Raw genomic sequence first — 14,746 nt, forward strand, 5'->3', positions numbered from 1 at the left:
CCCGGCAAGGCTCGAGCCGCGCGATCGGCGGCCCCTCCCGGAGTTGTAAATCGTTTAATGGTGGGTATTTTACCCCTCAAGCACATGCCGCCGGAAGGCGGCAAGCGGTTTTGGGGACTACCACAAGTGCAAAGCAAGAATACGCGATACGCATCGCGCCGGGGAGGAGTCGTTATGCCAAACAAAGCCCTGCCGCTGGTCATCAGCGCGCCGGAACCACGCACGCTCGACCTGATCTTCACCCCACCGCAGCTGGCGCGCCTCAAGGCGCATTACCGCGTCGTCGAGACGACGGCCGAGGGCGTGGCGAACTTGCCCGCCGACGTGCTGGCCGAAGCCCGCTATATTATCGGCCAGCCGCCGATCTCGCCCGAGACCTTGGACCAGATGCAGGCGCTGCGTTGCGTCTTCAATGTCGAGACCAACCTCATCAACAACATGCCCTATGAGACGCTGTTTGCGCGCGGCATCCATGTCGTCACCACCGGCCTCGTCTTCGCCGAGCCGGTGGCCGAGCTTGGCCTCGCCATGGCGCTCAACCTCGCCCGCAACATCGTCGATGCCGACCTCGCCTTCCGCAAAGGCGAGGAGCTGTGGGGCGGTGACGGCAATTTGACGGCGCGGCTTCTGTCCGGCGCCGATGTCGGCATCATCGGCTTCGGCGATCTCGGCCGTGCGCTCAACCGACTGCTGTCGGGTTTTCGCACCCGCACCAAGGTCTTCGACCCTTGGCTGCCGCCGTCGATCCTGATCGACAATGGCGTGAAGCCGGCTTCGCTGGACGAGGTGCTGACATCAAGCGATTTCGTCTTCGTCGTCGCTTCGGTGACCTCGGAGAACCAGGGTTTCCTCGGCGCTGAGGCCTTTGCAAGTATGCGCAAGGGCGCCGCCTTCATCCTGCTCAGCCGCGCCGGCGTCGTCGACTTCCCTGCCCTGATGGCGGCGGTGAAAAGCGGCCACATCGTCGCCGCCAGCGATGTCTTCCCTGAAGAGCCGCTGGCGCAGGACCATCCGGTCCGCACGATCCCCGGCTTCCTGCGCTCCGCCCACCGCGCCGGTGCGCTTGACATCGCCTTCAAGCGCATGGGCGACATGGTTCTGGAAGACATGGACCTGATCGACCGCGGCCTGCCGCCTCTGCGCTCCAAGCGCGCCGAGCGCGAGACGGTGTCAAGGATGCGTTCGAAGCCGGCGGACAGGAACTAGTTGTCGCGAGAAATCCGCCTGAGATGGATTTCGCAGTTGGCCAAAACCCCTTTGTCATCGCCGCTCAGGATGACCGGGAACCTTCCGGCATTGGCGTTTTTCAGCCGGATCGCTCCCATTCGATCCAGATCCTACTATCGATACCCCGCCAGGCGTAGCCGGCGGGGTATTGATTTTGAAAGCAATCGGGCTGTGGGAGGCCTGGCCTACTCCAAGGAGGCTCGTCACGATTCGCGTCGGTGGCGGGCCTTTTTATTCACTCCCGAGCAAAGCCGGAGGCGGTCTGCCCGCCTCGCTCTATCCGGCAGCAACGCCGGCTGCCGAGCGATTGGCCAGCACCAGCCCGACCTCGCCGACAACCTGATCGACGCGCTTCAGGATGGGTTCGGCCCGCAGCACGCCGTCGGAAAAGTCCTTGTCCGTGGCATAGACCCCTGTCGGCAGCGTCAGCGCCTCGAAGAAGCCGAACAACGGCCGCAACTGGTGCTCGACGATCAACGCGTGGCGATCGTTGCCGCCGGTGGCAAGCAGCACCACCGGCTTGCCGCGCAAGGAAGCGGGATCGAAGAGGTCGAAGAAGTGCTTGAACAGGCCGGTGTAGCTGCCCTTGTAGGTCGGTGACCCCACCACCAGCACATCGGCATTGACAACGCTGTCGAAGACTGCCCGGGCCTGGCCGTCGAGATCGCGCGCCCATTTGGCAGCGCCGAGCGACGGGCCGAGGTCTTCGATGTCATAGGTGCTCGCCGACAGGCCATGCTGGCGCGCAATATCCCTGACAACCTGGTCGACAAAACCACGCGTCTTGGACGGCCTGGTGAAATTGCCGGAAAACCCGACGACGGTTGGATTGGGCATGTTTCTCTCACCTCTCGCGGCGGGGTTTCATACCGCATATTTACAGGCTTGCGCCTGCCGCAAGAAGCAAATGACTGACCTTGCAGCACCATAGTGAGGAATTTTTTTCCGTTTGCCCGCTCGTCTCAGGCCGCGAGAAGCGGGCCATAGGATTCCAGGTAGAAGCCGGGCGACCTGGCGCAGGTCCGCACCGCCTCCCTGGCGGCAACCGTTTCCTGCCACCGCAGCAGGCGCTCGCATTCGGTCGGCATGACGAAGCCCAGATATTTCTCAAGCACGCACAGCTGTTCGAACCAGGGATAGAAGGCGATGTCGGCGGCGCTGAATTCCGAGCCCAGCAAAAACCGTTCGTCCGCCCCTCGCAGGGCGAAGGCATGCTGTTCCACAAAGCGCAGATCGTCGGCAAGCTGGGCCTTGATCCGCTTATGAACCATAGCGTCGGAACTGTGCATCATGGTTGCCGTCCGGGCGTAAAGCTGCGTGTCGGCGAAACTGATCCAGATGCGCGCCTCAGCGCGGGCATGAGCATCCCTGGGGAAAATCGGCCGTTCGGGGAATGCATCATCGAGATATTCGCAGATGATCGCCGACTCCCTGACATATTGCCCCTGATGGCGCAGCAGCGGCACCTTTCCCGTCGGCGTGAGTTTCAGGAACCACGCCGGCTTGTTGCGCAGATCGATTTCGATTTCCGTCGCCTGCAGGCCTTTCTCGGCAAGGGCGAGCCTGACACGGTGCGCATAGGGACAAAGCTGCGCGACAAAAAGCTCGATTGGCGGCATGAATAACTCCTGAGTTTCGTTATCGCCGACAAGCGGCCTGTCGGGCATAGCTAGGTCCAGTAAGGCCGGCGCGCTATTCGACAGCGTCTGGATTGATATATCGATCGTCTGTTTCTGGAGCAAAGCGTGGACCTCCTGGCTACCCTCATGCGCGAATTGCACTTCGCAGCCGCCGGGTACCGGCGCCTCGAACTGGCCGCGCCCTGGGCGATCTCGTTCAGCCAGGCTGGACTTCGCGGCATTCACGTCGTCATCAAGGGGCGATGCGAGGCGGTGTTCGGTGAGGAAGATGTCGAGCCTCTCGATGCCGGCGACCTGATCATTGCACCGCGCGCCGATCCGCATGTGCTGCGGTCCCCCGGCGCGCTCAAAAGCGCGAACGTCCCCGCCGCCGAACTGGCGACCCAAACCGCAGCCGGGCGTATTCGCAGCGGCGGCGAAGGCGAAAAGACCGTCATCCTGTGCGGCGCCTTCGCCTTTCGCGACGCCGACCATCCGGCACTTGCCGGCCTACCGCGCATCGTTCACATCCGGGGATCGAATGGCCGTCTGCCCAAATGGCTGCGTGGCTATGTCGAGGCCTTGCTGGTGGAAGCGACCGACGAAGGTCCCGGCAGCGACGCGGTCATGGCTCGCCTGTCTGGGGCCATCGTCACGCGCGCCTTGCGCTCCGGTCTGGAAAGCATGGACAATCCAGGTTGGCTGAGGGGATTGCAGGACCCCGCGATCGCCAGAGCGCTCGCGACCCTGCATGAAGCCTATGGCCACGACTGGACGATCGAGACCCTGGCACGCGCGGTCGGGCTCTCCAGGGCAACCTTTGCCGCCCGCTTTCGCGATCTCGTCGGCGAAGCGCCCATGGCCTATCTCTTCGGCTGCCGCATGCGGCAGGCCAGCCGGCTGCTGCACGAGGGCAAGAGCCTGGGCCAAGTCGCCGAGGCGGTCGGCTACAGCTCGGAAGCCGCCTTCTCCACCGCCTTCAGGCGCCACGCCGGCGTCTCGCCCGGCCAATTCAGGAAACGGAAGGATCTGTAAGGCAGAGCGATATTGGCGGCGGCCGCGCCTCGCGCTAGGGCTTTGCCAGCACTATGTCTGATCATATCCCGCCGCGGTTCGCCGCCGCTTTGCCCCAGGAGATGCTTCGTGCCCAAAGGTTCTGACCTGCTTGTTGCCGCCCTCGAGAATGAGGGCGTCGATCGCATCTTCGGCATTCCCGGCGAAGAAAACCTGGACGTCGTCGAATCCATCCGCAAATCCTCGATCCAGCTCATCCTCACCCGTCATGAGCAGGCGGCGGCGTTCATGGCCGCCACCCATGGCAGGCTCACCGGCAAGCCAGGTGTGTGCATCACCACGCTGGGACCCGGCGCCCTGAACCTGACGACGGGTGCCGCCTATGCGCTGCTCGGCGCCATGCCGATGATCATGATCACCGGGCAGAAGGGCATCCGCTCGTCGCGCCAGGCCCGCTTCCAGATCGTCGACATCGTCGCCGCGATGAAGCCGTTGACCAAGCTGTCACGTCAGATCATCTCGGCGAAGACCATTCCCGCCGTGGTGCGCGAAGCGTTTCGGATTGCCGAGGAGGAGCGTCCGGGGCCGGTGCATCTGGAACTGCCCGAAGACATCGCGGCCGAGGAGTGCGACGATGTCGCGCTGATCCCGCCGCATCCGGTCGAGCTTCCGCTGGCCAGCCCGCTGGCGCTCGACCGTGCCGCTGAGATGATCATCAAGGCGCAGCGTCCGCTGGCGATGCTGGGCGCCGCCGCGTCGCGGCCGCGCTCGACCTCCGATCTCGCCCAGTTCGTTATCAGAACCGGCATCCCCTATTTCACCACGCAGATGGGCAAGGGCACGGTGCCTGGCGGAACCGAGCTCTATATGGGCACCGCCGCGCTGTCCGAGCGCGACTATGTCCATGAGGCGATAGAGCAGGCCGACCTCATCATCACCATCGGCCACGACACGATCGAGAAGCCGCCCTTCATTATGGGCGACAAGGGACCGAAGGTGATCCATGTCGGCTACCAGCCGGCCAATGTCGAGCAGGTCTATTTCCCGCAGACCGAAGTGGTCGGCGACATCGGCGCTTCGCTCAGGCTGCTTGCCGACCGGATCGAGGGCAAGATCCCCAACGCGCAGGCGCTACTGCCGCTGCGCGAAGGGATTTTGAGCCGCATTGGCCACCCGCGCCACCGAAGACCGTTTCACGCCGCAGCGCTTGGTGCACGATGTGCGCGCGGTGATGCCGGCCGATGGCATCCTGGCGCTCGACAACGGCATGTACAAGATCTGGTTCGCGCGCAATTACCGCACGCGCGTCGCCAACACTTTGCTGCTCGACAACGCCCTGGCCACGATGGGCGCCGGCCTGCCCTCGGCGATGACGGCCGCGATGCTCTATCCCGGCCGCCGCGTCATGGCGATCTGCGGCGACGGCGGCTTCATGATGAACAGCCAGGAGCTGGAAACCGCCGTCAGGCTGAAACTTAACCTCGTCGTGCTGATCATCGAGGACAATGCTTTCGGCATGATCCGCTGGAAGCAGGCGGTCGACCAGTTCCCCGATTTCGGCATGACCTTCGGCAATCCCGATTTCGTCCGCTATGCCGAGGCCTATGGCGCCAAGGGAACCAGGGTCGGCGCCGTCTCAGAAATACAATCGACGCTTGAACAGGCTTTTGCCGGCGGTGGCGTCCATCTCGTCGTCGTTCCGATCGACTATTCGGAGAACGAGCGCGTGCTGGTCGAGGAACTGCGCCACCGGTTGCCGGCGCCACCGGAGGCCTGACGGTGGAGTAGATACCGCCGCAGCAGCGCTCAGGCGGCCCGGACCTTGGCGCTCCCACGCGCCCAGGTCGGCAGCCAGTCGCCATGTGTCGCCAGCAACTCATCGACCAGCGCCCAGATCTGGTCGAGATCGAGTTCGGCCGCCGTATGCGGGTCCATCATCGCCGCGTGGTAGATGTGCTCGCGGTTTTCGGTCATCAACGCCTGCACCGTCAGTTCCTGCACATTGATGTTGGTGCGTATCAACGCGGTGAGTTGCGGCGGCAGCTCGCCAATATAGGTCGGCTGGATGCCGGAGGCGTCCACCAGACACGGCACCTCGGCGGCGCAATTGTCCGGCAGCGAGGTGATGCAGCCATTGTTGCGGACATTGCCGTAGATCACCGAAGGCTCCCCGGTCCACACCGAGTTCATGATCGAGGACGCGTATTCCTTCGATTGCTCGACCTCGATGCGGTCGGCCGAGCGATAGGCCTCGGCCTGGCCCTTCCAGCGCTCGATCTGTTCGATGCAGCGCTTGGGATATTCGTCGAGCGGAATGCCGAACTTCTCGATCAGGTCGGGGCGGCCTTCCTTGATGAAATAGGGCGTGTATTCGGCGAAATGCTCGGAGCTTTCGGTGACGAAATAGCCGAGCCGCGTCAGCATCTCGTAGCGCACCTTGTTGGGGCAGCGCGGGTTCCAGCCCGGCTTCGGCGCCCTGCCCTCGCGATAGGCGCGGACCAGGTCCGGATAGAGGTTGCGGTAAGAGCCATCCGGCTGCCGGTGCTCGAACTTCAGGTAGAAGGCCATGTGGTTGATGCCGGCCGAGCGGTAGCGTATCTCCTCGTAGGGAATGTCGAGATCGTGCGCCAGTTCCATCGCCGTGCCTTGCACCGAATGGCAGAGGCCTACCTGTTTGATCTCAGGGTATTTCTCTGAGATCGCCCAGGTGTTGATCGCCATCGGGTTGACGTATTGCAGCATGATCGCGTTTGGGCAGACGGCCAGCATGTCCTCGCAGATCTTCCACAGATGCGGCACGGTCCGGAGGCCGCGCATGATGCCGCCGACGCCGAGCGTGTCGGCAATAGTCTGGCGCAGGCCGTATTTCTTCGGCACCTCGAAATCGGTGACGGTGCAGGGCTCAAAGCCGCCGATCTGGAAGGCGACGACGACGAAGTCGGCGCCGGCGAGCGCCCTGCGCTGGTCGGAATAGGTCTCGGCCTTCGCCTTCACGCCCAGCGTCGCGATCAGCTTGTTGACGACGATGGCGCTCTCTTCCAGCCGCTGCGGATTGATGTCCATCAGCGCGATCGTCGCGCCTGACAGCGATGGCCGCTGCAGCACGTCGCCGACAATGTTCTTCATGAACACGGTCGAACCCGCGCCAATGAAGGTGATCCTGGGATGTCTTGCCACTATTAAGCCTCCGGCACTTTGCTACGCCACGTCGAAGGCGGCCCTGACGAGCCGTTCGGTGTAGGCGGTCTTGGGATGGGTGAGGACCTCGTCGACGGGTCCCTGTTCGACGATCTTGCCGTTCTGCATGACGATGACGCGATGGCAGAGCGCGCGCACCACCTTGAGGTCGTGCGAAATGAAGAGATAGCTAAGGCCGCGTTCGTCCTGCAGCTTGCGCAACAAGTCGATGATCTGCGCCTGCACCGAAAGGTCGAGCGCCGATGTCGGTTCATCGAGCAGGATGAATTCGGGCTCCAGCGCGATGGCTCGGGCAATGGCGATGCGCTGCCGCTGGCCGCCGGAAAGTTCGTGCGGGAACCGCGACAGGATATCGCCGGGCATGCCGGCGCTGACCAGGGCGTCGCGAACCCGATCGATCCGCTCGCGCCGTGTCGCGCCGATCCTGTTGACGACCAGCCCTTCCTCGATGATCTGGCCGATCGTCATACGCGGGTTGAGCGACGAGAACGGATCCTGAAAAACGACCTGCATGCGCGAGCGCAGCGGCCGCATCTCGGCGCGCGACAGGCCGTGGATCGGCTGGCTGTCGAAGCTGACCTCGCCGCGCTTGGCCTCGGTGAGTCTGAGCAAGGCGAGACCGAAGGTGGTCTTGCCGGAGCCGGATTCGCCGACCAGCCCCAGTGTCTCGTGGCGGCAAAGCTTCAGGCCGAGATCGTCGACGGCGACCAGCTCGCGCCAGTCCGGCTTCAGGAAGCTGCCATGGCGCAGCATGAAGCAGACGCGCATATTGCGGGCCTCGAGGATGGTGCCGCTGTTTTCCGGCAGCGGCTGCGGCTTGCCGTGCGGCTCTGAAGCGAGCAGCCGCTTGGTATAGGCATGCTGCGGGTCGGCGAACAGCCGCTCGGTAACGTTGTGCTCGCACATCTCGCCATGCTGCATGACATAGACATAGTCCGAGAATTTCCGCACCACGGTGAGGTCGTGGGTGATCAGGATGACCGCCATCCTGAGTTCTTTTTGCAGATTGCGGATCAAATTGAGGATCTGTGCTTGCACCGTGACGTCGAGCGCTGTCGTTGGCTCGTCGGCGATCAGCACATCGGGGTCGTTGGCGAGCGCCATGGCGATCATCACGCGCTGGCGCTGCCCGCCCGACATCTGGTGCGGATACTGTTTGATGCGCGCTTCCGGCTCGGGGATCTGGACATGCCGCAAAAGCTCGAGCGCCCGCGCCCAGGCTTGCTTGCGGCTGACCTTTCGATGCACTCTGATCGCCTCGACGATCTGACTGCCGACCGTATAGATCGGGTTGAGCGAGCTCATCGGCTCCTGGAAGATCATCGAGATGCGATTGCCGCGCAACTTGCGCCGGGCGCTCTCGGGGAATTTCAGTATGTCCTGCCCGCAATAGTGGATGGTGGATTTCGGCGACACGGTGGCCCGCTTTGACAAGAGCCCCATGACAGCGCGCGCCGTCACCGACTTGCCGGAACCGGACTCGCCGACGATGGCGATCGTCTCCCCCCGATAGAGCTGGAACGAGACATCCTTCACCGCGTCGACGACGCCGTGCTCGACCTTGAAGGCGACCTCGATGTTGCGGGCATCGATGATGGGTTGGTCGTGGCGGCCGGCATGGTCGAACCGGACGGCTGGTGCGAAGGTGGCTGCGAGCGCTACAGTCATCCCGGCCACCTCAATAGGGATCGACGGCATCGCGCAGGCCGTCGCCCAGCGCGTTGAAGGCAAAGACGGTGATCAGCACGAAGCCGACCGGCGACAGGATCCACGGATAGGTGCCGATGACCGAATAGGTAGCCGTGTCCTGCAGCATCAGCCCCCACGAGATCAGCGGCGGCTTCACCGCGAAGCCGAGGAAGCCGAGAAAGGCTTCGAGCAGTACCACCGTCGGGATGGCGATCGTCACGGCGACGATGACGTGGCTCATCACATTGGGGAAAATGTGTTGCATGATGATGCGCATGTCGGTGGCGCCGACCGCCATGGCGGCGCGCACATAGTCGATCCGCGCCAGCGCCAGCGTCTTGCCGCGCACCTCGCGCGACATCTGCGCCCAGCCCAGCGCCGACATGACGATGATGACAAAGGCGAGGAAGACGTTGGTCGGCGCGGTCACCGGGATCAGCGTCGTCAGCGCAAGATAAAGCGGCAATTGCGGGAAAGCGAGCACCAACTCGACAAAGCGCTGCATCCAGACGTCGAAGCGGCCGCCGAAATAGCCCGAGACCATGCCGACCGTGGTGCCGATGACGGTGATGATGAACACCACCGTCAGCGCGATCATCAGCGAGACGCGCGAGCCCTGGATGGCGCGCGACAACACATCGCGGCCGAATTTGTCGGTGCCGAGAAAATGCACCGGCTGGCCGTCGGCCGAAGCGAAGAAATGCCGGTTGGCGGGGATCAGGCCAAGCAGCCGGTAGTCGGCGCCCTTGACGAAGAAGCCGAGCAGGCGCGGATGCTCGTAATCCGGCCCGACGACCGGCTGGAAGGTGACCGGGTCGAGGTCTGCAGAATCCGCCAGCGCATAGACCCGCGGCTGGAGCACGAAATTCCCGTCTCTGTCGTGAAAACTCATCACTTGCGGCGGGGCGAAAGCGACATCGGTCGCCTTGGGGTCCATCGGCGCGAAGAAATCGGCAAACAGCGCCATCAGCACCAGAAGCACGACCAGGATCAGCCCGGCCATGCCGGTCCAGGAGCGCCTCAGCCGGCGCCAGACCAGCGCCATATAGCTCTCATTGCCGCGTGGGGTCGCAATCGCGGTTGCTTCAGCCGGGGGCGGCGGCGGGGATGGGTCACGCGCCAGCATCTAGCTCTCCCTGAACTGGCGTACGCGCGGATCGAGCAGCGCGAGCAGCATGTCGGCGATGATGTTGCCGACGATCAGCGTTGCCGACAGCACCATCATGAAGGTCGCCGTGACATAAACGTCGCCGACCGCCATCGAGCCGACGATGGCGGGCCCGACCGTGGGCAGCGCAAAGATGATGCCCGTCTCGATCTCGCCGGTCAGCATGTAGGGCAGCACCACGCCCTGATACATGATGAGCGGGTGCAGTGCGTTGGGCACGGCATGGCGCATGACGACGGCGCTGCCGGTCAGGCCCTTGGCCTTGGCCGTCTCGACATATTGCGCGTTCAGCGTATCGAGCAGATTGCCGCGCATGACGCGCATATTGTAGGCGAGCCCGCCGAAGGTGGCGATCGCCACCACCGGCCAGACATGCTTGACGAGATCGGCGAATTTCGCCCACGACCACGGCGCGCCGCCATATTGCGGCGAGAAGAAGCTGCCGATCTCCGACACGTTGAACTGGAAGACCAGGAGATAGACGATGATCAGCGCCATCAGGAAGCGCGGCACGGTCATGCCGAGGAAGGAGATGGCCGACAGCGCCGAGTCGATCCATGTGTATTGCCTGGTCGCCGCCCAGATGCCGAAGGTGATGCCGAGCACCGACGCCAGCAGATGGCAGACCAGTGCCAGCAGCAGCGTGCGCGGCAGCCGCTCGCCGACCACGGCGGCGACCGGCTTGTTGTAATAGAGGCTGTAGCCGAAATCGCCGCGGGTGATGATGCCGGCGACCCAGTTCAGGTACTGGACGGGCAGCGGTTTATCGAGGCCGTGCTCGACCCTATAGGCCTGCGCCTGCGCGTCGGCTTCGGCAAAAGACGCCCCGCCCTGGTTGATAAGCTGCGAGCGGATATAGTCGGCATAGTCGCCCGGCGGCGCCTGGATGATGGCAAAGGTGACCAGGCTCAGGATGACCATGACCGGGACCGCCGATGCTATGCGCATGGCCAGGAATCGCAGCATCGGACCGTTTCTCCTCCTTTGATCTAATCTGTTGCCGCTGACCTTACTCCGTCCCGGCCGCGCGCGCAGCGCGGCCGGGCGTCAGCCAGGGGAGGAAACTCAGTTCGTCGGACCCTTGTCGCCGGGCTTGCCGGGAAGCTGGTCGGGAAAGAGTTCGTATTTTTGCTGCTTGTCGGCGGCGACGAAGACGCGTTCGCGCACGATCGAATCCTCGGCCCAGTTGAACATGAAGATCGGCGTTCCCTGCGGGATGTTGGAGAAGCGCTTGTTGATGATCAGGGCGCCGGGATATTCGGTCAGTCCGATATTGTAGACATGCTCCGTCGAGATCTTCTGGAACGTCTTCATCAGGCTGGCGCGCTCGTCATTGTCTGACGAGGAGACGAACTTGTTGACGATGTCGACAAGCTCCTTTTCGAACGGCATCAGGTCGACCACGCCGCTTTCGGGCGCGCGGTGATCCCAGCTGGTCTTGGGTCCGACGGGCGCGAGTTGCACGGTATTCTGCACGACGGAAGTCAGCTCCTGCTCGTTGCGCCTGATCAGCCAGTCGAAGCGGCCGGAATATTGCGAGGCATCACGCTGGGTGCCGTTGAGGCCGTTGAGCACGACCCTGATGCCAAGCTTTTCCATCTGGCCGACGACGCCTTCGGCGAGGCTCTTGTCAGTGCCGTAGTCATTGTTGACCAGCATCACGATCTCGACATTCTTGCCGCCGGCGGTCCCGGCCGGGAAGTTCACGAAGCCGTCGCCATCCGTATCCTTGAGACCAGCCTTGGCCAGTTCCGCCTTGGCGCCCTCGATGTCGAAGGGATAGTAGACGGTCGAGTTGCGGTCATAGAAGCTGGTGCCCGAGGAAAAGCCACCGGGGTAGATGGCGGTGAACGGCCCCTTGACCAGCGAGTCGCCGAGCGCCTTGCGGTCGAGCGCCATGGTGATGCCCTTGCGGAAGTCCTCATTGCGATTGAGCTCGCGGATCGCCTGGCCGCGTTCGTCGGGATTGCCCCAGCCATTGGCGGAAAAGTTCATGCGCAGATTGTAGCCGATCAGGCGCGGGCCAAAGGCGAGCCGGGCCGGCGCGTCCTTGTCCGCCGCTCGCTTCAGCGAAGCGACGAAATTCTCCGGCTGCTCGAGGTTGGAGAAGTCGGCGGCCCCTGCCACCGCCTGCACGTCGCGGTCGGCCCAGGTCGACAGCTTGTAGTGCAGTTCGTTGAGATAGGGCAGCTGGTTGCCCTTCTCGTCGACCTTCCAGTAGTAGGGATTGCGGCGCAAGACGATGATGTCGTCAGGCCTATACTCCACCGGCACCCAGGCGCCCATCACCGGAATGTTCATATATTCCGGCGGGAACGCGTTCTTGAACTGCTCGTAGGTATTCTTCGAGTACTTCGGATGCTGCGGCTTGAGGATATGCGCTGGGCCGGGGCAGAAGGTGCCATAGGCCATGGCGTAGAGATACTGTTTGGGGAAAGCGTCCTTGAAGGTCCACTCGACGGTGTAATCGTCGACCTTCTTCAGCGTCGTGCCGACACCGAAGGTTTCCGCTGTGGCGCCGTTCAACGGCGAGACATTGGGGTCGACGACCTCATCGTCCCAGTAGAACATGACATCGTCGGCATTGAAGGCAACGCCGTCAGACCATTTGGCGCCTTCGACCAGGTGCATGGTCAGCGTGTGGCCATCCTTCGACCAGTCCCAGCTCCTGGCGAGGTTGGGCAGCGGCTCGGTGTCCTTGGCCTCGACCTGGAACAAAGGCGCGGTGCGCGTCAGGCATTCCGAAAGGCCGATGTCGATGCCGCCCCATCCTTGGGTCTGGCCGGCGCCATAATTCCAGCCTTCCGGCCGGCCGCCAATGACGTGGCGCATGGTGTCGCCATAAACGCCGATGCCGTCCGGCATGTTGCCGGTCTTGAACACCAGCGGCTCCTTCGGCAGGCGATCCTTGACCGGCGGCAGCTTGCCAGTCTTGACGTATTTCTCGGTGACCCACTCGGGCTCGTGATATTCGGGCAGCGCCTTGAACTCCAGGATGGAATCGCGGGCGACGTATTTGATCTTGCCCTCGGCGGGAAACGCCGCCGGCGCCGGCGGCGTGGTCGGCTCGGACGCGTATGCACTGCCAAGCGCCGATGCCGAGACGCTCAGCGCCAGCCCGGCGAGAATGCCAATTCTTCGCCCGGCGAGAATGCCAATTCCACGAAAGTTCCTCATTGTGTTCCTCCCAGATGTTTCGACGTCTGCTGCTGCTCGCATCTATTCATGACGGCTGATTGGCGAACCGGCCTCCCGCTGTCCGCCTGCCAGCATTCTCAGCCGGCCTGTTTCAGAGCCGTTTTTTCGGCGCGCAGTTCCTCGATCGAGCGCACTTTGCGCCGCGCCGCACCCGCCCAGTCGCGGGTTTTCACCATCGATTTCGAAAGCCGCTCCTTGGCGGCCGGCACGGCATCGGCGTATTGCGGCAGCCAACGCGCCTGGGCGACGACCATCTCGTCGACCATCTGCCAGACCTCTTCCGGCGTCGACACCGCACCCACCAGCGGATCGTGCAGCACCGCGAGCTTGAGCAGGTCAATGTCGCCCGTAACAGCCGCATGCACCGACATGCGCTGAACGTTGATCGAAGCCATGCAGGTGGCCGCGCAGGCTTCCGGCAGCGTGATGCCTGACGCCATGTTGATGCCGAAGCGATCGACGAAACCGGGTGATTCGATGATCGCGTCCTGCGGCAGATTGGTGATGATGCCGGTGTTCTTGACGTTGAAGTGGCCGCGATAGACGCGGTTCGTCTCCAGCGCTTCGAGAATATGGCTGGCATGCTCGTTCGAGCGCTTCGATACGTCGAGCGGCTTCGACGCCGCTTCGAGGAATTGCGGATATTCCGTCTCGAACCAGTTGCGGGTTTCCGTGGAGTAGCGAAGATAGCCGCCGGTCTCGCCATGGATCCAGTCGGACATGTCGATCCAGCGGGTGATTTCGTCCGGCCGCTTGCGATACCAGGGCAGATATTCGGAGAGATGACCGTTGCTTTCGGTGGAGTAGACGCCGAAGCGCTTCAGCACGTCGATGCGCAGCTTTTCCTGCTGCGAATAGACCGGATGCGCCTCGAAGGCAGCCACCAGTTCGTCCTTGCCGATCTTGCGGCCGTTGAGCCGCAAATCGATGAACCAGGTCTGGTGGTTGATACCGGAGCAGACATAATCGAGTTCGCTGTGCGACTTGGCGCCGAGCACTTCGGCGATCTGTTCGGCGCCGTGCTGGACACCGTGGCAGAGGCCGACCGTATCGACCTTGCCATATTCGATCGCCGCCCAGGTGTTCATCGCCATCGGGTTGGCATAGTTGAGGAATTTGGCGCCTGGCTCGGCGACCTCCAATATGTCCTTGCAGAAGTCGAGGATGACCGGGATGTTGCGCTGGCCGTAGAGGATGCCCCCGGCGCAAATCGTGTCACCGACGCACTGGTCGATGCCGTATTTCAAGGGAATGCGGATATCGTCGGCATAGGCTTCGAGCCCGCCCACCCGCACGCAGCTGATGACGTAGCGCGCGCCTTCGAGCGCCTTGCGGCGGTCGGTCGTCGCCGTCACCCTGGTCGGCAGCTTGTTGGCCTCGACGATGCGGTCGAGGATCGCCTTGATCATTTGCAGATTGTGTTCGCTGAGATCGGTCAGCGCGAATTCGATGTCGCTGAATTCCGGGACGCACAAAATGTCGGTGAACAGCTTCTTGGTGAAGCCGACGCTGCCCGCGCCGATAATAGCGATTTTGAAACTCATCACCTTCACCTCGATCCATTCGAATGCCGGGTAAGGAGCAACAGGAAAGGGAATGGCGGCCCGCCTTGGCGCGCATGCCATTCGAGCCG

Annotated in this window: 10 protein-coding genes and 1 pseudogene; 3 read left to right on the forward strand and 8 right to left on the reverse strand. The window is 63.1% G+C overall.

Annotated features, from left to right (window positions below; translation table 11 throughout):
- Nucleotides 1-174 precede the first annotated feature (174 nt).
- The gene (locus X727_RS155860; protein WP_023729450.1) at nucleotides 175-1,206 is read left to right on the forward strand and encodes a hydroxyacid dehydrogenase; all 1,032 of its coding nucleotides are present in this window, start codon (nucleotides 175-177) and stop codon (nucleotides 1,204-1,206) included.
- Between the two features lie 297 nt (nucleotides 1,207-1,503).
- Here X727_RS155860 and msuE read toward each other — a convergent pair whose 3' ends face one another.
- Nucleotides 1,504-2,064 carry an FMN reductase gene (msuE, locus tag X727_RS155855; RefSeq protein ID WP_023685284.1) on the reverse strand — a complete coding sequence of 187 codons (561 nt, stop codon included), beginning with the start codon at nucleotides 2,062-2,064 and terminating at the stop codon, nucleotides 1,504-1,506.
- A gap of 125 nt (nucleotides 2,065-2,189) precedes the next feature.
- Nucleotides 2,190-2,894: a glutathione S-transferase family protein gene (locus X727_RS155850; RefSeq protein WP_155923542.1), complete on the reverse strand. Its 705-nt coding sequence runs from the start codon at nucleotides 2,892-2,894 to the stop codon at nucleotides 2,190-2,192.
- A gap of 99 nt (nucleotides 2,895-2,993) precedes the next feature.
- On the opposite strand from X727_RS155850, the gene X727_RS155845 reads away from it, so the two are divergent.
- Together X727_RS155845 and X727_RS01000000164495 are read left to right on the forward strand one after the other, a co-directional pair.
- Nucleotides 2,994-3,881: an AraC family transcriptional regulator gene (locus X727_RS155845; protein ID WP_023833953.1), complete on the forward strand. Its 888-nt coding sequence runs from the start codon at nucleotides 2,994-2,996 to the stop codon at nucleotides 3,879-3,881.
- Nucleotides 3,882-3,989: 108 nt separating this feature from the next.
- Nucleotides 3,990-5,637, forward strand: a pseudogene (locus X727_RS01000000164495) (acetolactate synthase large subunit).
- Between the two features lie 29 nt (nucleotides 5,638-5,666).
- Here the strand turns inward: X727_RS01000000164495 and X727_RS155840 are convergent.
- From X727_RS155840 to X727_RS155815, 6 genes are all read right to left on the reverse strand, one after another.
- Nucleotides 5,667-7,037 (reverse strand): alpha-glucosidase/alpha-galactosidase, encoded by a 1,371-nt coding sequence (locus X727_RS155840; protein ID WP_023833954.1) that lies wholly within the window; start codon nucleotides 7,035-7,037, stop codon nucleotides 5,667-5,669.
- A gap of 21 nt (nucleotides 7,038-7,058) precedes the next feature.
- Nucleotides 7,059-8,726 (reverse strand): ABC transporter ATP-binding protein, encoded by a 1,668-nt coding sequence (locus X727_RS155835; RefSeq protein WP_023833955.1) that lies wholly within the window; start codon nucleotides 8,724-8,726, stop codon nucleotides 7,059-7,061.
- 10 nt (nucleotides 8,727-8,736) lie between these two features.
- Complete coding sequence (locus X727_RS155830; RefSeq protein WP_023696252.1) at nucleotides 8,737-9,873, reverse strand: ABC transporter permease; 1,137 nt, start codon at nucleotides 9,871-9,873, stop codon at nucleotides 8,737-8,739.
- Nucleotides 9,874-10,881, reverse strand: coding sequence for an ABC transporter permease (locus X727_RS155825; protein ID WP_023833956.1), 1,008 nt, complete (start codon nucleotides 10,879-10,881; stop codon nucleotides 9,874-9,876). It lies immediately after the preceding gene.
- Nucleotides 10,882-10,980: 99 nt separating this feature from the next.
- Nucleotides 10,981-13,092 (reverse strand): ABC transporter substrate-binding protein, encoded by a 2,112-nt coding sequence (locus tag X727_RS155820; protein WP_023691352.1) that lies wholly within the window; start codon nucleotides 13,090-13,092, stop codon nucleotides 10,981-10,983.
- Nucleotides 13,093-13,190: 98 nt separating this feature from the next.
- Complete coding sequence (locus tag X727_RS155815) at nucleotides 13,191-14,657, reverse strand: alpha-glucosidase/alpha-galactosidase (RefSeq protein WP_023687911.1); 1,467 nt, start codon at nucleotides 14,655-14,657, stop codon at nucleotides 13,191-13,193.
- Between the last annotated feature and the right edge of the window lie 89 nt (nucleotides 14,658-14,746).

Source organism: Mesorhizobium sp. L103C105A0 (assembly GCF_000502215.1).
Taxonomy (GTDB): domain Bacteria; phylum Pseudomonadota; class Alphaproteobacteria; order Rhizobiales; family Rhizobiaceae; genus Mesorhizobium.